We start from the raw sequence: 14,180 nt of genomic DNA on the forward strand, positions 1-14,180 counted from the left end.
CCGTGCACCCGGCCGCTCCGGCGGCTCGCCCTCGGCTCCCATGATCCAGCAAGAATCCAGACTCAACGTCGCCGACAACAGCGGGGCCAAGCAGGTCCTCTGCATCCGCGTCCTCGGCGGCTCGGGCCGCCGCTACGCCCGCGTCGGCGACACGATCGTCGTGTCGGTCAAGAACGCGATCCCCGGCGGCAACGTGAAAAAGGGCGACGTGTCCCGCGCCGTCATCGTCCGCACCAAGAAAGAGTACCGGCGCTCTGACGGCTCGTACATCCGGTTCGACGAGAACGCAGCCGTCCTCCTCAACGACGCCGACGAGCCGCGCGGAACGCGCATCTTCGGCCCCGTCGCCCGCGAGCTCCGCGACCGCCAGTTTATGCGGATCGTCTCCCTCGCCCCCGAAGTCCTCTAGACCGATGCCGCGTACCACGAACAAGCAGAAAAAGCTCCACGTCAGAAAGGGCGACCAAGTCGTCCTGACGAAGCGGATTACGGCCCACGGCGGCGGTCAGAACGACCGTCCTAAGGGGTACCAGGCCCGCGTGCTGGAGGTGTACCCGAGCCGTGACAGGGTCCTCGTGGAGGGCGTCAACCTTCGGCTCAAGCACACGAAGCCGAACCAGGCGTACCCGAACGGCGGCCGCATTGAGGCGGAGCGGCCGATCCACATCTCGAACGTGATGCCGGTCGACGGGAACGGCGCGCCGACGCGAATCGGGCGGAAGCGCGTCGAGAGCGTAGAGACCGGGCGGGGCCGTTGGGTCCGCTACGCCAAGACCACCGGCGAGGAGCTGGACAGCTAGAGCGGACTCCCAGGGCGGGGCGGCCACCCCGCCCCCGACAACCACACACCATGGAGAACTACACCCCCCGTTTCAAGGAGCGCTACCGCTCCGAGATCGCCCCCGCCCTCACGGAGCAGTTTGGGTACTCGAACCCGATGGAGGTCCCGCGCCTGCTCAAGGTGACGATCAACAAGGGCATCGGCGAGGCGTCCCAGAACAAGAAAATCCTCGACGACGCCGTTGAGGAGCTTCGCAAGATTACCGGCCAGCAGCCGGCGGTCCGCAACGCGCGGCAGTCGATCTCGAACTTCAAGCTCCGTGAGGGGATGCCCGTGGGCGTCGCCGTCACGCTCCGGGGCGACCGGATGTGGGAGTTCGTGGACCGCCTCATAACGCTCGCGCTCCCCGCCGTGCGTGACTTCCGCGGCATCCCCGACCGCTCGTTCGACGGGCGTGGCAACTACACGCTGGGCGTCCGGGAGCAGATCATCTTCCCGGAGATCGACATCGACTCGGTCTCCCGCGTCTCCGGCATGGACGTCACGTTCGTGACGACGGCCGAGACGGACGAGGAGGCCTACGCGCTGCTCAAGGCGCTCGGCATGCCTTTCGTCCGCCGCGAGACGCAGGAGGTGGCGTAGCCACCCCGCCCTCACTTTTAGAACTCTACCGAACCCAACATGGCCAAGAAGAGCGTCATCGCCCGCGAGAAGAAGCGCCGCGAGGCCGTCGCGAAGTACGCCGAAAAGCGGGCCGCCCTCAAGGCCGCCGGCGACTACGAGGGGCTCCAGCGGCTCCCGCGCAACGCGAGCCCAGTCCGCCTCCACAACCGCTGCGCCCTCACGGGGCGCCCCCGCGGCTACCTCCGCAAGTTCGGCGTCTGCCGCAACGTGTTCCGCGAGCTCGCGATGGAGGGGAAGATCCCCGGCATCCGCAAGTCGAGCTGGTAGGGAGAGGTTCAGGGTCCAGCGTTCCGGGTTGTTTCCCGAACCAAACCCTGGACTCCGAACCCACCGACCTCGAACCTTACACCCTCTAGCGGTCAGGCGGAGCTCTGCTCCGAACCGGCCGAAGACGCAATGAGCGCACTCTCAGACCCTGTCGCGGACTACCTCACCCGGATCCGCAACGCCCAAAAGGCACGCCACCCTTACGTCGACGTCCCGGCCTCCAAGCTGAAGCGGGCGGTCACGCAGATCCTCCTCGACAAGGGCTACGTCCAAGACTACGTCAACGTCGAGGACAACAAGCAAGGGCTGATTCGGATCTACCTCAAGTACCTCCGTGGAGGCAAGCCCGTGATCCAGACGATCACGCGGATGTCCAAGCCTGGGCTCCGCCGCTACGTCGGCGCCGGCGAGTTGCCGCGCGTGATGAACGGGCTCGGCATCGCCATCATCTCGACGTCCCGCGGCGTGATGACGGACAAGGAGGCCCGGCGCGCCGGGATCGGGGGCGAAGTCATCGCCACCGTCAGCTAGTCACCCCGCCCCCGAGGCCGAGGGCGGCCTCCAGCACCTGCAGCACTCATGTCTCGAATCGGCAAGCAGCCCATCCCGCTCCCCGACGGCGTCACGGTCGACGTCTCGGGCAAGAACCACGCGACCGTCAAGGGGCCGAAAGGCCAGCTTGGCCTCGCCGTTGACCCCGATCTCTCGGTCGCCGAAGAGGACGGTGATCTCGTCGTCTCGCGCCCGACCGACCAGAAGCGGCACCGCGCGCTCCACGGCCTGACCCGGTCGCTCCTCGCTAACATGATCGAGGGCGTCACCGACGGCTACACCAAAGAGCTCGAGGTGATCGGCGTGGGCTACCGCGCCGAAGCGACCAAGGTGTCGGGCCTCGACGTGCTCGAGCTCGCCCTCGGATTCTCGCACCCCATCTACTTCGTGCCGCCGGAGGGCATCACCATCGAAGCGCAGTCGGCACGTGGGCAGAACCCCCGCGTCAAGATCAGCGGCATCGACAAGCAGCTCGTCGGTCAGGTGGCGGCCAAGATCCGCGCGCTCCGGCCCCCGGAGCCCTACAAGGGCAAGGGCGTCCGCTACGTCGACGAGTTCGTCCGCCGGAAGGCCGGCAAGACGGCCGCCCGCTAGAACCGCCCCGCCCCTTCATTTTTCGCGTGGCACGACGGCTCAGACCGTCGGCCCCAAGCGCACCCTACGATGGCACGTACTGCCCGCAAAGTCACTCAGCGCCAACGCATCCGGCGCCGCATCCGCTCCAAGGTGTCTGGTACACCGCAGCGCCCGCGCCTGAGCGTGTTCCGTTCGAACAAGCACATCTACGCCCAGCTTATCGACGACCTCGCCGGCACCACGCTTGCCGCCGCGTCGACCCGCGAGGGCGGGGTGGAGGGCGGCGGCGTAGAGGCGTCGAAGGCGGTCGGGCAGCGGATCGCCGAGCGCGCAAAGGAGGCCGGTGTTGACCGCGCCGTCTTCGACCGTGGCGGCTACCGCTACCACGGCAACGTCCAGGCCCTCGCCGAGGGCGCCCGCGCCGCTGGGCTCACCCTCTAAGCACACACTCCCATGGCACAGCAGCAAAACCGGGGCCGAGGCCGTCGCAACGACGGGCGTGACAACGCCGCCAACCGCTCCAACCTTATCGAGAAGCTCGTCTCCGTCAACCGCGTGGCGAAGGTGGTCAAAGGTGGCCGGCGGTTCTCGTTCAACGCCGTCGTCGTCGTCGGCGACGGGAACGGCCAAGTCGGGCAAGGCCTCGGCAAAGCCAACGAGGTCGCCGATGCGATTTCCAAGGGGACCGAGGACGCCAAGAAGAACCTGATTGGCGTGCCGGTGACGGGCACGGGCTCCATCCCCCACGCCGTCCGCGGCCGCCACGACGCCGGCTCCGTCCTCCTCAAGCCGGCATCCGACGGAACGGGCGTGATCGCCGGCGGCGGTGTCCGGGCGGTCCTCGAGTGCGCCGGCATCCGCAACGTGCTCTCGAAGAGCCAGGGGTCGTCGAACCCGCACAACCAGGTGAGCGCGACGATGGACGCCCTGAATCAGCTTCAGGACCCGGCCGAGGTCGCCGCCCGCCGCGGAGTCACCATCAAGCAGGTGTTTGAAGGGTAAGAGGGAGGGGGCAAGAGGCAAGGGAGAACGCTCCCTTTCAGGCCGCCCCGCCCCTTCCCGCTTCCCCCACCCCTCTTCCCCCTAGTCATGGCAACGATCAAGATTACCCAGACGCGGAGCGTCATCCGCCGGCCCGGCGTCCAGAAGCGGACGATCCAGGCGCTCGGCCTCGGCCGCATCGGCCGGACGGTCGAGCACGAGGCGACCCCCCAGATCCAGGGGATGGTGGCGAAGGTCCGCCACCTCGTCTCCGTCGACGAAAACTAAGCCGCCGCCCCGCCCGCGTATGCGAGGGCGGGGTGGGCCTTTCACGCAAAAGGCGACCGCCCTCTCTTGGGGCGCCGCCTATCTTTTTTGTCGCGCCGCCATCGGCGCAGGCGCCGTCAGGCGCATCGCGAGTCTGCCTCTGGCCTACAACGGACGGGGCGGGCGTCTCTAGCCACTCATACGATGGACCTCAGCAACCTGAAGCCCGCAACGGGCTCCACCAAGAAGCGCAAGCGTGTCGGCCGCGGAGAGGGCTCCGGCCACGGCGGCACCTCGACGCGCGGCCACAAAGGCCAGAAGAGCCGGTCGGGCGGCGGCGTCCCCACGTGGTTCGAGGGCGGGCAGATGCCGCTCCAGCGCCGCGTGCCGAAGTTCGGGTTCAAGAACCGCAACCGCGTCGCGTACGACCCGATCAACATCGGCCGTCTCGCCGTCCTCGTCGAGGAGGGCCGCCTGGAGGAGGGGGCGATGGTGTCGCCCGACACGCTCCGCGCGCTCGGGATCGGCGGCAAGAACGGCCGCTATAAGATCCTCGGCGACGGCGACTTCTCGTCGCGGCTCGACGTTCACGCCCACGCCTTTTCGGCCTCGGCGCGCCAGAAGATCGAGGCCGCCGGTGGCACCGCCACTGTCGTTGACTAACCCAGCATCAGGCCGGCTCCTTGCCGGCGCTGAACGCTGACAGCTCTACCCCATGGCCTCGGTCGTCGAATCTGCCCGCAACATCTGGAAGATCCAGGAGCTCCGGCAGCGCATTCTCTTTACGCTCGGCGTCCTGGTCGTCTACCGGCTGGGGTCGTACGTGACCCTGCCGGGTATCGACGCGGTTGCGCTCCAGCAGCTCACGGACGCTAACCCGAATCAGGGCGGCCTGTTCGGGCTGTTCAACCTGTTCGTGGGTGGGGCGTTTTTCCGGGCGGGCGTGTTCGCGTTGGGCATCATGCCCTACATCACGGCGTCGATCATCGTCCAGCTCTTGGGGGCGGTGGTGCCGTACTTCCAGAAGCTCCAACGCGAGGGGGAGGACGGCCGGCGCAAGATCACGCAGCTCACGCGGTACGGGACGGTTGCCATCACGGCGCTCCAATCGATCGGCTACGCGATCAACCTCCAAGCCACGAGCGGGACAGCGATCGTGATTCCGGCGTGGGCCTTTACGCTCGTCTGCGTCATCTGTCTGACGGCGGGGACCGTCTTCGTGATGTGGCTCGGTGAGCGGATCACGGAGAAAGGGATTGGGAACGGCATCTCGCTCATCATCATGATCGGGATCATCGCCTTCCTGCCGGCGGCGCTTGCGAACCAGTTCACGGAGGTGGCCAACATCTTCGTCTTCCTCATCGAGCTCGGCGCCCTCTTCCTCGTCACCATGGGCGTCGTGTTCGTGACGCAGGGGACACGGAGGATCCCGGTCCAGTACGCCAAGCGCGTCGTCGGGCGGAAGCAGTACGGCGGGACCACGCAGTACCTCCCGCTCCGGGTTAACGCGGCGGGCGTGATGCCGATCATCTTCGCGCAGTCGATCATGTTCATCCCGAGCACGATCGCGGCCTTCTTCCCTGACAGCGCGTTCTGGGTGGGCGTGGGCAATGCGACCGGCGACATCTTCGGCGTCTGGTACTCGGTCCTGTTCTTCGTCATCTGCGTCTTCTTTACCTACTTCTACACGGCCATCGCCGTGAACCCGCAGGAGATGGCGGACACGATGAAGCGGCAGGGCGGCTTTATCCCGGGCGTCCGGCCCGGCCGGCAGACGAGCGAGTTTATCGACACGATCCTGACGCGGATCACGCTCCCCGGCGCGCTCTTTATCGGGTTCGTGGCCATCCTGCCGGCGATCGCGGCGCAGGCCGGCGTGCTCCCTGGGTTCGCCCAGTTCTTCGGCGGCACGAGCCTGCTCATCCTCGTCGGCGTGACGCTCGACACGCTCCAGCAGATCGAGAGCCACCTGCTGATGCGGCACTACGACGGGTTCATGAAGACGGGCCGCGTGCGCGGCCGGCGCCGCTAGATGGCGACGGGCCGAATCGTTCTAAAGACCGACCGAGACGTCGCGGGCATCCGCAAGGCGGCGGCGGTCGTCGAGCGCGCGCTCGCTGCGGCCGCCGGGCTCGTTCGGCCGGGAACGCCGACGCAGGAGCTCGACGACGCGGCCGAAGCCGTCATCCGAGACGCGGGCGGTCGGCCAGCGTTCAAGGGCTACCGGATGGGCGGCGACACGCCGCCGTTCCCCGGGTCGCTCTGCATCTCGGTCAACGACGTCGTGGTCCACGGCTTCCCAAGCTCGTACGCCCTCCAGGAGGGGGACATCGTCTCCGTCGATTGCGGCGTCGAGTTGGACGGCTACTTCGGTGACTTTGCCTACACGTTCCCCGTGGGCACCGTGTCGGCGGAGACGCAGGAGCTGCTTGCCACCACCCGAGAGTCTCTTTACCTCGGCATCGGGCAGGCGGGGGCGGGGCGGCGCACGGGCGACATCGGGCACGCCGTGCAGGATTACTGCGAGGGGCGGGGCTACGGTGTCGTGCGCGACCTCGTGGGGCACGGTGTGGGGCGGCGCCTCCACGAGCCTCCGAACGTCCCGAACGTCGGCCGCAAGGGTGTGGGCAAAAAGCTCAAGCCCGGCATGACGCTCTGCATTGAGCCCATGATCAACGGCGGCACCTCCGACGTCACCGTCGACGACGACGGGTGGACGGTCCGCACGGCCGACGGGCGCCCGAGCGCGCACTTCGAGCACATGGTGCTCGTTCAGAAGGGGCACGCCGAGGTTCTTTCCTCTTACGACCTGATCGAGCGCGCCCTGGCCGAGGCCGGCGCGCCCGCCACCCCGCCCGCCCATGAGGCGGCCTCCCCGCAGTAACACACTCCACTTTATGGCGAAGCAGCCCGCGATCCGACAAGACGGCAAAGTGACCGAAGCCCTCCCTAACGCCCAGTTCCGGGTCGAGCTCGAGAACGGGCACGAGATCCTGGGACTGCTCTCCGGCAAGATGCGGAAGTTCTACATCCGCATCCTCCCCGGGGACCGCGTGACGGTCGAGCTGTCGCCGTACGACCTCACGAAGGGCCGGATCGTCTACCGCTACAAGTAGCGCGGGCGGAGCGGGGCGCGTTCACGCCACCTCGCCCGCACGAACAGCTGTACGGGCGGGGCGGCCGGTTCGGCGGGCTTTTCACGGCGCCGTCGGCATTCCTCCCCGACCGTGTCGCGTTCTTGTCTGACCGCCCCGAGTCCGCTCCCCCTCCCGAAGCATCATGAAGGTCCGCGCCAGCGTCAAGAAGCGGTCGGCCGACGACAAGATCGTCCGCCGGAAAGGCCGCATCTACATCATCAACAAGAAGAACCCCAAGCACAAGCAGCGCCAAGGGTAATTCTGAACGCCGAACGACGAACGCGGAAGGGGTCGACCCTCAGGCGTCATCGTTCAGCGTTCACCATTCAGCATTCAGACCTATGCCTCGAATCGCAGGAGTCGACGTCCCCGGCCGCAAGCGCGGCGCGGTCGCACTCACGTCCATCTTCGGCATCGGCGACAGCCGCGCCCAGGAGATCCTAGAGCGAGCCGGCGTGGACGCCGACACGTACCCCGATCAGTGGTCGGAGGACGAGACGCGCCGTGTCCGGTCCCTTATCGAAGACAACTACGTCGTCGAGGGCTCGCTCCGCACGGAGACGCAGCTCAACATCAAGCGGCTGATGGACATCGGCTGCTACCGTGGGCTCCGCCACCGCAAGGGGCTCCCCGTCCGCGGCCAGCGGACGAAGACGAACGCCCGCACCCGGAAGGGCCGCAAGAAGACGGTCGCCGGGAAGAAGAAGGCCCCGCGCAAGTAGTCGCGGGGGCGGGGCGGTTTCGGCCACCCCGCCCTCTGGCCGTTCGCCGGCGCACGCAGGCATCCTCCCGCCCTGGAGTCAATGGGGCGGGGTGGGACCACCCCTGACGCGCCACCCCGCCCCGCCGGGCGGTTTTGATTTCCACCTCCGAGGCTCCGGCCTCCTCAGCACGCTCTCATGGCGAAGCAGCAGCGCGGCGCCCGCCGCAACCAGAAGAAGGTCCAGGTCGAGTCGAACGGTCATGCCTACGTCAAGGCGTCGTTCAACAACGTCCTCATCACCATCACCGACGCGTACGGCAACACGATCTCGTGGTCGTCGTCGGGCAAGATGGGCTTCCGCGGCTCGCGGAAGAACACGCCGTACGCCGCTGGCGTCGCCGCGGCCGAGGCCGCGAAGGAGGCGCACGACCTTGGGCTCCGCCGCGTAGACGTGTACGTCAAGGGGCCGGGCTCCGGCCGCGAGGGCGCCATCCGCTCGCTCGCCAACGCGGGCCTCGAGGTCCTCTCGATCCGCGACACCACCCCGATTCCTCACAACGGCTGCCGGCCGCCCAAGCGTCGCCGCGTGTGAGGGATAGAGGGACGGGACATGGAGGGATGGGCACGCTCATTCCTCATCCCCTGTCTCTCTTTCATCCCTCCCCGAGCGACGCGAGGGCTCTAAGCCCGGCTGCGCCCGCCCCGCCCCGGCATGACCGGACGCGGGGGCGGACCGCACGTAGTCACCACCCCGCCCCGCACCCTCTGAACGCGCGAGGCACAGACTCACGAGAACGATATGGCCCGTTACCGCGGACCCAAGCAGAAAGTCGCCCGCCGCTTTGGCGAGCCCATCTTCGGCCCCTCCAAGGCTCTCGAGCGCAAGCCCTACGGCCCCGGCCAGCACGGGAACGCCCGGCGGCGCCGCGAGAGCGAGTACGCCACGCAGCTCAAGGAGAAGCAGAAGGTGAAGTACACCTACGGCCTCCTGGAGCGCCAGTTCAGGAACCTCTTTGAGAAGGCGGCCCGCAAGAAGGGCGTGACCGGAGAGAACCTGCTCCAGTTTCTGGAGGCGCGGCTCGACAACGTCGTCTACCGCCTGGGCTTCGCGCGGACGCGCCGCCAGGCCCGGCAGCTCGTGACGCACGGGCACGTCATGGTCAACGATCGCGTCTCGGGCATCCCGTCGCACACGCTGCGCCCCGGCGACATCGTCGAGGTCCGGCCCAAGTCGAAGAACCTCGACGCGATCCAGGACGCGCTCTCGACGAACCGCCGGCAGTACCCGTACCTCGAGGTCGACCGCGACGGGCTCAAGGGCAAGTTCCTCGACTACCCGGTCCGCGAGGACGTCCCGGAGAACATCCGGGAGCAGCTCATCGTCGAGCTCTACAGCAAGTAATCGCCCGGTGCGCCGCCCCGCCCCTCGTCACGAGCGGGGCGGACCCGAGGGCGGGGCGGCGTGCCCGTCACCCATCGACCCCCTACCTAAATGATCATGGCACAGATGCAGCTCCAGATGCCCGACGGCGTCACGGTCGAGGAGATGACCGACACCTACGGGCGGTTCGTCGTCCAGCCGCTCGAGCGCGGCTACGGCGTCACGATCGGGAACGCGTTCCGGCGCGTGCTCCTGTCGTCGCTGAGCGGGACTGCCATCACGGCCGTCCGTATCGACGGCGTCCAGCACGAGTTCTCGACCATCTCGGGCGTGACCGAGGACGTCTCCGACATCATCCTCAACCTGAAGGGCGTCCGGTTCCGGGCCGAGGACGAGGAGGAGGGTTCGGTCTCGATCCACCTCGAAGGCGCCGGCGCCTGGACGGCCAAGGACGTCGCCGACAACACGGCCGACTTCGAGGTCCTCAACCCGGACCACCACATCGCCACGCTGGCCGAGGACGCCGACGTCCGCATCGACCTCCGCGTCGAGCAGGGGCGGGGCTACGTGCCGGCTGACGAGAACAAGCGGCCCGACGACCCCATCGGTGTCATCGCAGTCGACTCCATCTTTACGCCCATCCTCAACGTCCGCTACAACGTCACGCCGACGCGCGTGGGCGACCGGATCGACTACGAGCGCCTGACGCTCGAGGTGGAGACCGATGGGAGCGTGACGGCCGAGGACGCGCTCACGCGCGCGGCGGCCATCCTCCGCGACCACATCGGGCTCTTCGTCGAGGTCGACACGACGGCCGGCGACGACGCCGAGGAGACCGAGGTGGACGCCGAGGTCCAGCGTATTCGGGCCATCCTGAACCAGTCGGTCGACGACCTCGACCTCTCGGTCCGCGCCCAGAACTGCCTCCGCGCCGCGTCGATCAAGTCGATCGGCGACCTCGTGCGCCGGGAGGAGAGCGAGATGCTGAAGTTCCGCAACTTCGGCCGCAAGAGCCTCCAGGAGCTCGCCGTCGTCCTCGAAGAGCGGGGCCTCCGCTTCGGGATGGACGTCGAGCGCTACGGCGAATTGAACTAGACGGTACGGGGGTACTGGGTACGGGGTACGCCCTCGTACGAGTACCCTGTACCTCGTACCCAGTACCCGCTATGAACCACGGAAAGAAGATCCTTAAGATCGGCCGGAACGCCTCCCACCGGAAGGCGACCCTCGAGTCGATGTCGGCCGCGCTCCTCGAGCACAAGCGGATCACGACCACGTTCGGCAAAGCCAAAGCGCTCCGCCGCTTTGTCGAGCCCGTCATCACGCGCTCCAAGGACGACTCGACGCACGGGCGCCGGCAGGCCTTCCGCCGGCTCGGCAACAAGGAGGCTGTCAAGACCCTCTACAACGAGGTGGCGCCGGCTGTCGGCGACCGACCCGGCGGCTACACGCGCATCGTGAAGCTGGGCCAGCGCGACGGCGACGCGGCTGAGATGGCGATCGTCGAGCTCGTCGACTTCAACGATGTCCGGCCTGAGGGCGGGGCGGGCTCGAAGCGGAAGACGCGCCGGTCTGGCCGCTCGCGCCGCTCCAGGGGCAACAACGCAGCCCCGACGGTCCCGGCCGCCGAGGCCAAGGCCCGCGAGGCGGAGGCCCAGGCCGCCCCGCCCGCCGACGCCCCCGCGGGCGCGCCGGAGAGCCAGGAGGCCGAGGCCGTCGCGTCCAACGCGGCCAACCCGGTCGAGACCGGCAACCCGCAGGTCCCCCAGAGCGGCGACCACCCCGACCACGGGGACGCCGAGCAGGGGGCGGCGCCGGGCACCGGCGAGCCGCCGCCGGAGGCGGGCGCTGAGAACCAGGGGCGTAGCGGCGACCACCGCTAGGCCGCCCCGCCCGAACGGTCCCCGCGGGACCCTGCCTTTGCGGCGGGGTCCCGCGTTCAGTTTCCACCCCGCCCTCAGGGAGCGGCTCGCGACAGGAATACTCCCTCTCCAGACTCACCGTATGGGCTTCCGATCTGGATAGAACACGGGCGGGCACCGGGGGCGGGGCGGTTGGTTCTCGGGAGTTGGTCCCCGCCCTCGCTCCGTGCTCCTGTCATCGGGGGACGCTCGGGGAAACGTCCGTGGTACACGCTGGAGGGCAGCACTCGCCGCCCCGCCCTCACGGCGCGTCGAGACCTCGGCGGGCTCGGTCGCTTGTGGGGCCGCGAAACGTGGGCGGGGTGGCGGCGCTCGGGCGGGGTGGGAGCCCAGCCGCCCCGCCCGCCACAACTCCGGCGCTCGGGCGTTCAGGCTCGCGACCCCACCTGTACAGGACCACCCCGCCCCGCCCGGCGCCCATGTTCCAGGCCTCCCAAGAGCTCCACGCCCACCTCGACGGGCTCGTCGTCGCACCCGAGTACGAGCGCGGGCTCCGCGTGCTCATTGAGCACTGCCGCCGGAACCTGCCGTCGGTCGACGAGGCCATGATCCGGCGCGCGTTCCGGGTCGCGTACTGGGCGCACCGCGACGACCGTCGGGCGTCCGGCGAGCTCTACATCTCGCACCCGCTCGAAGTCGCGCTCATCGCCGCCAAGGACATCCGCATCGACGACGTGACCGTCGCGGCGGCCCTCCTCCACGACACGGTCGAGGACACAGACCTCTCGCTGGACCTGCTCCGAAGCGAGTTCGGCGACGAGGTCGCGCAAATCACCGACGGCGTGACCAAGATCGGGAGCGTGTTCGAGGACCGCGGGCTGGGCCGGGCCGAGAACGTCCGCAAGCTCATGCTGTCGATGGCGTCGGACGTCCGGGTGATCCTGGTCAAGTTCGCCGACCGGCTCCACAACATGCGGACGCTGGGGGCGGTCCGGCCGGAGAAGCAGCGGCGGATCGCGGCCGAGACGCAGAACCTGTTCGCCCCGCTCGCGCACCGCTTCGGGCTCCACGAGGTCAAGACGGAGCTCGAGGACCTGTCGCTGAAGTACCTCCAGCCCGAGGCGTTCCAGGAGATCGCGCGCGGGCTCAACGCCAAGCGCCGCCAGCGCGAGCGGTACGTCGAGCAGTTCGTGGAGCCCATCCGCGCCGAGCTGGAGGAGGGCGGGTTCGACTTCGAGATCTACGGGCGCCCCAAGAGCATCACGTCCATCTACAACAAGATGCAGCGGCAGGGCGTGTCGCTGGACGAGGTGTACGACCTGTTCGCGATCCGCGTCATCCTCGAGTCGACGGGGAAAAAGGGCCGCGAAGACTGCTGGCGCGTCTACTCGGCGCTGACGGCGCTCTACCCGCCGGTCACCGACCGCTTCCGCGACTTCCTCTCTGTCCCCAAGTCGAACGGCTACCAGAGCCTCCACACGACGGTCATCGGGCCGGGCGGGCGGCCGGTCGAGATCCAGATCCGCACGCGCGAGATGCACGAGATCGCCGAGCGCGGCGTGGCGGCCCACTGGAAGTACAAGGAGGCCGACCCCGGTGGCGACGGCGCCGCCCCGCCCACCGTGCCCGCCGGCGTGGGCGGGGCGGCCGGGGCCGGCGACGCCCGCCTCGACGAGATGTACGCGTGGGTCCGCGACCTGCTCGAAACGCCGGCCTCGGGCGACGCCGGCGAGTTCGTGCGCGAGTTCCAGCTCAACCTGTACGACGAGGAGATCTACGTCTTCACGCCCGGCGGCGACCTCGTGACGTTGCCGCGGGGCGCCACGCCGGTCGACTTCGCGTTCCAGATCCACACCGAGGTCGGGTTCCACTGCATCGGGGCCAAGGCCGACGGCAAGATGGTCCCGCTCTCGTACGTGCTCCAGTCCGGCGAGCAGGTCGAGATCCTGACCTCGAAGCGGCAGACGCCCAATCCGGATTGGGCGGGGTTCGTCGTCACGCACAAGGCGCAGTCGCGCATCCGCCACTGGATCAACGAGCGCCGGCGGAAGGCCGTCGCCCACGGCCGCGAGCTGCTCGACAAGAAGCTGGCCCGCGCCAAGCTGGCGCCCGACGAGCAGACGATCAACCGGGTCTCGGCGGCGCTCCGGTTCCCGAACGCTCAGCAGCTGTTCTTCGAGGTCGGCGCGGGCCTCTACGACCCCGACGACTTTGTCGCTGCGCTCCAGAAGGGGAGCGCGCCCGAGCCCGAGGTCCCGGCCGACGAGGGCGGCGCGTCGCCGGCCCTCCTCGAAGTCGACGCCGTCGACTTCCGCGAGGACGCCCGCGAGCGGGGCGGCGGCCGGACCGCGCTCGTCATCGAGGGCGAGCGGCACACGGACCTCGTCGTCGAGTACGCGGCCTGCTGCGGCCCCATCCCCGGCGACGACGTGTTCGGGTTCCTCTCGCGGACCGGCGCCGTCAACGTCCACCGCCGGTCGTGCAAGAACGCGGCCCACCTCTACGCCGACCACGGCGAGCGCGTGATCCCGGTCGAGTGGAGCCGCCAGAAGGACGTCCAGTTTTCGTCCACGCTCCGGGTCGTCGGCGAGGACCGGGTCGGCATCGTCAGCGACATGACGGCGGTGATCTCGAAGAGCCTCAAGACCAACATCCGCTCGATCACGGTGACGAGCGAAGACGGTATGTTCGAAGGCACGATCGTGCTCTACGTGAGCGACGTCGGACAGCTCAAGCGGATCGTGAAACGGCTGGGCCGACTCGACGGGATTTACGGCGTTTACCGCGACGATTAGGGGGCGGCGGTATGGGCGGGGCGGGGAGTTCCTGAGCCTATGTGCGGTCCGCTCCCTGAGCTTGCGCCGGAAGCCCTTGCGATTCAGAACAATCGGGTGAGACCGGCAGGCGCCGGAACACAATAGGTACCTTTGGAGCGTTCAGAAGGCTCAGCAGCTCGGGGCGCGTGCGGGCGCCTCCGGCTGAGTCCCCC

At 68.6% G+C, this 14,180-nt stretch carries 20 protein-coding genes; all 20 read left to right on the forward strand.

The window, feature by feature from the left end:
• The first annotated feature begins 40 nt into the window (after window positions 1-40).
• A complete protein-coding gene (rplN, locus tag RQM47_RS05755) occupies window positions 41-409 on the forward strand; it encodes a 50S ribosomal protein L14 (RefSeq protein WP_311663625.1) in 369 nt (122 codons plus the stop codon).
• Window positions 410-413: 4 nt separating this feature from the next.
• Window positions 414-800, forward strand: a complete 387-nt coding sequence (rplX, locus tag RQM47_RS05760; RefSeq protein ID WP_314007849.1) for a 50S ribosomal protein L24 — start codon at window positions 414-416, stop codon at window positions 798-800.
• Between the two features lie 50 nt (window positions 801-850).
• Window positions 851-1,423 carry a 50S ribosomal protein L5 gene (gene rplE / locus RQM47_RS05765; RefSeq protein WP_311663629.1) on the forward strand — a complete coding sequence of 191 codons (573 nt, stop codon included), beginning with the start codon at window positions 851-853 and terminating at the stop codon, window positions 1,421-1,423.
• A gap of 39 nt (window positions 1,424-1,462) precedes the next feature.
• Complete coding sequence (gene rpsN, locus RQM47_RS05770; RefSeq protein ID WP_314007852.1) at window positions 1,463-1,732, forward strand: 30S ribosomal protein S14; 270 nt, start codon at window positions 1,463-1,465, stop codon at window positions 1,730-1,732.
• Between the two features lie 129 nt (window positions 1,733-1,861).
• A complete protein-coding gene (gene rpsH / locus RQM47_RS05775) occupies window positions 1,862-2,263 on the forward strand; it encodes a 30S ribosomal protein S8 (RefSeq protein WP_311663633.1) in 402 nt (133 codons plus the stop codon).
• Window positions 2,264-2,311: 48 nt separating this feature from the next.
• Window positions 2,312-2,878 (forward strand): 50S ribosomal protein L6, encoded by a 567-nt coding sequence (rplF, locus tag RQM47_RS05780; RefSeq protein WP_314007854.1) that lies wholly within the window; start codon window positions 2,312-2,314, stop codon window positions 2,876-2,878.
• Window positions 2,879-2,947: 69 nt separating this feature from the next.
• Entirely contained in the window at window positions 2,948-3,301 is a 354-nt protein-coding gene (gene rplR / locus RQM47_RS05785) for a 50S ribosomal protein L18 (protein ID WP_311663637.1), read from the forward strand.
• Between the two features lie 12 nt (window positions 3,302-3,313).
• On the forward strand, window positions 3,314-3,862 hold the full coding sequence (gene rpsE / locus RQM47_RS05790) for a 30S ribosomal protein S5 (protein WP_311663639.1): 549 nt from the start codon (window positions 3,314-3,316) through the stop codon (window positions 3,860-3,862).
• 87 nt (window positions 3,863-3,949) lie between these two features.
• The gene (gene rpmD / locus RQM47_RS05795; protein ID WP_311663641.1) at window positions 3,950-4,129 is read left to right on the forward strand and encodes a 50S ribosomal protein L30; all 180 of its coding nucleotides are present in this window, start codon (window positions 3,950-3,952) and stop codon (window positions 4,127-4,129) included.
• Between the two features lie 183 nt (window positions 4,130-4,312).
• Window positions 4,313-4,771 carry a 50S ribosomal protein L15 gene (rplO, locus tag RQM47_RS05800; protein ID WP_311663643.1) on the forward strand — a complete coding sequence of 153 codons (459 nt, stop codon included), beginning with the start codon at window positions 4,313-4,315 and terminating at the stop codon, window positions 4,769-4,771.
• A 52-nt stretch (window positions 4,772-4,823) separates the two neighbouring features.
• The gene (secY, locus tag RQM47_RS05805; RefSeq protein WP_311663645.1) at window positions 4,824-6,140 is read left to right on the forward strand and encodes a preprotein translocase subunit SecY; all 1,317 of its coding nucleotides are present in this window, start codon (window positions 4,824-4,826) and stop codon (window positions 6,138-6,140) included.
• Window positions 6,141-6,992 carry a type I methionyl aminopeptidase gene (gene map / locus RQM47_RS05810; RefSeq protein ID WP_311663647.1) on the forward strand — a complete coding sequence of 284 codons (852 nt, stop codon included), beginning with the start codon at window positions 6,141-6,143 and terminating at the stop codon, window positions 6,990-6,992.
• A gap of 13 nt (window positions 6,993-7,005) precedes the next feature.
• Window positions 7,006-7,224: a translation initiation factor IF-1 gene (gene infA / locus RQM47_RS05815; protein ID WP_094549367.1), complete on the forward strand. Its 219-nt coding sequence runs from the start codon at window positions 7,006-7,008 to the stop codon at window positions 7,222-7,224.
• Between the two features lie 163 nt (window positions 7,225-7,387).
• A complete protein-coding gene (gene rpmJ / locus RQM47_RS05820; RefSeq protein WP_095510537.1) occupies window positions 7,388-7,504 on the forward strand; it encodes a 50S ribosomal protein L36 in 117 nt (38 codons plus the stop codon).
• 82 nt (window positions 7,505-7,586) lie between these two features.
• The gene (gene rpsM / locus RQM47_RS05825; RefSeq protein WP_311663652.1) at window positions 7,587-7,967 is read left to right on the forward strand and encodes a 30S ribosomal protein S13; all 381 of its coding nucleotides are present in this window, start codon (window positions 7,587-7,589) and stop codon (window positions 7,965-7,967) included.
• Between the two features lie 177 nt (window positions 7,968-8,144).
• Window positions 8,145-8,540, forward strand: a complete 396-nt coding sequence (gene rpsK, locus RQM47_RS05830; protein ID WP_311663654.1) for a 30S ribosomal protein S11 — start codon at window positions 8,145-8,147, stop codon at window positions 8,538-8,540.
• A gap of 207 nt (window positions 8,541-8,747) precedes the next feature.
• Entirely contained in the window at window positions 8,748-9,350 is a 603-nt protein-coding gene (gene rpsD, locus RQM47_RS05835) for a 30S ribosomal protein S4 (protein ID WP_311663656.1), read from the forward strand.
• Window positions 9,351-9,446: 96 nt separating this feature from the next.
• Complete coding sequence (locus RQM47_RS05840) at window positions 9,447-10,424, forward strand: DNA-directed RNA polymerase subunit alpha (RefSeq protein ID WP_349256318.1); 978 nt, start codon at window positions 9,447-9,449, stop codon at window positions 10,422-10,424.
• Between the two features lie 71 nt (window positions 10,425-10,495).
• Entirely contained in the window at window positions 10,496-11,212 is a 717-nt protein-coding gene (rplQ, locus tag RQM47_RS17415; protein ID WP_349256317.1) for a 50S ribosomal protein L17, read from the forward strand.
• 458 nt (window positions 11,213-11,670) lie between these two features.
• On the forward strand, window positions 11,671-13,986 hold the full coding sequence (locus RQM47_RS05850) for a bifunctional (p)ppGpp synthetase/guanosine-3',5'-bis(diphosphate) 3'-pyrophosphohydrolase (RefSeq protein ID WP_311663660.1): 2,316 nt from the start codon (window positions 11,671-11,673) through the stop codon (window positions 13,984-13,986).
• The last annotated feature ends 194 nt before the right edge of the window (window positions 13,987-14,180 follow it).

This window comes from Rubrivirga sp. S365 (assembly GCF_032248475.1).
Lineage (GTDB): Bacteria > Bacteroidota > Rhodothermia > Rhodothermales > Rubricoccaceae > Rubrivirga > Rubrivirga litoralis.

What these genes read in the sequence shown, in the direction of transcription:
- rpsM (WP_311663652.1), top strand. Translation starts at nt 7,587, where the DNA reads ATGCCTCGAATCGCAGGAGTCGACGTCCCCGGCCGCAAGCGCGGCGCG.
- rpmJ (WP_095510537.1), top strand. Translation starts at nt 7,388, where the DNA reads ATGAAGGTCCGCGCCAGCGTCAAGAAGCGGTCGGCCGACGACAAGATC.
- rplE (WP_311663629.1), top strand. Translation starts at nt 851, where the DNA reads ATGGAGAACTACACCCCCCGTTTCAAGGAGCGCTACCGCTCCGAGATC.
- secY (WP_311663645.1), top strand. Translation starts at nt 4,824, where the DNA reads ATGGCCTCGGTCGTCGAATCTGCCCGCAACATCTGGAAGATCCAGGAG.
- map (WP_311663647.1), top strand. Translation starts at nt 6,141, where the DNA reads ATGGCGACGGGCCGAATCGTTCTAAAGACCGACCGAGACGTCGCGGGC.
- rplR (WP_311663637.1), top strand. Translation starts at nt 2,948, where the DNA reads ATGGCACGTACTGCCCGCAAAGTCACTCAGCGCCAACGCATCCGGCGC.
- infA (WP_094549367.1), top strand. Translation starts at nt 7,006, where the DNA reads ATGGCGAAGCAGCCCGCGATCCGACAAGACGGCAAAGTGACCGAAGCC.
- RQM47_RS05850 (WP_311663660.1), top strand. Translation starts at nt 11,671, where the DNA reads ATGTTCCAGGCCTCCCAAGAGCTCCACGCCCACCTCGACGGGCTCGTC.
- rplX (WP_314007849.1), top strand. Translation starts at nt 414, where the DNA reads ATGCCGCGTACCACGAACAAGCAGAAAAAGCTCCACGTCAGAAAGGGC.
- RQM47_RS05840 (WP_349256318.1), top strand. Translation starts at nt 9,447, where the DNA reads ATGGCACAGATGCAGCTCCAGATGCCCGACGGCGTCACGGTCGAGGAG.
- rpsK (WP_311663654.1), top strand. Translation starts at nt 8,145, where the DNA reads ATGGCGAAGCAGCAGCGCGGCGCCCGCCGCAACCAGAAGAAGGTCCAG.
- rpsN (WP_314007852.1), top strand. Translation starts at nt 1,463, where the DNA reads ATGGCCAAGAAGAGCGTCATCGCCCGCGAGAAGAAGCGCCGCGAGGCC.
- rplQ (WP_349256317.1), top strand. Translation starts at nt 10,496, where the DNA reads ATGAACCACGGAAAGAAGATCCTTAAGATCGGCCGGAACGCCTCCCAC.
- rpsH (WP_311663633.1), top strand. Translation starts at nt 1,862, where the DNA reads ATGAGCGCACTCTCAGACCCTGTCGCGGACTACCTCACCCGGATCCGC.
- rplO (WP_311663643.1), top strand. Translation starts at nt 4,313, where the DNA reads ATGGACCTCAGCAACCTGAAGCCCGCAACGGGCTCCACCAAGAAGCGC.
- rplF (WP_314007854.1), top strand. Translation starts at nt 2,312, where the DNA reads ATGTCTCGAATCGGCAAGCAGCCCATCCCGCTCCCCGACGGCGTCACG.
- rplN (WP_311663625.1), top strand. Translation starts at nt 41, where the DNA reads ATGATCCAGCAAGAATCCAGACTCAACGTCGCCGACAACAGCGGGGCC.
- rpsD (WP_311663656.1), top strand. Translation starts at nt 8,748, where the DNA reads ATGGCCCGTTACCGCGGACCCAAGCAGAAAGTCGCCCGCCGCTTTGGC.
- rpmD (WP_311663641.1), top strand. Translation starts at nt 3,950, where the DNA reads ATGGCAACGATCAAGATTACCCAGACGCGGAGCGTCATCCGCCGGCCC.
- rpsE (WP_311663639.1), top strand. Translation starts at nt 3,314, where the DNA reads ATGGCACAGCAGCAAAACCGGGGCCGAGGCCGTCGCAACGACGGGCGT.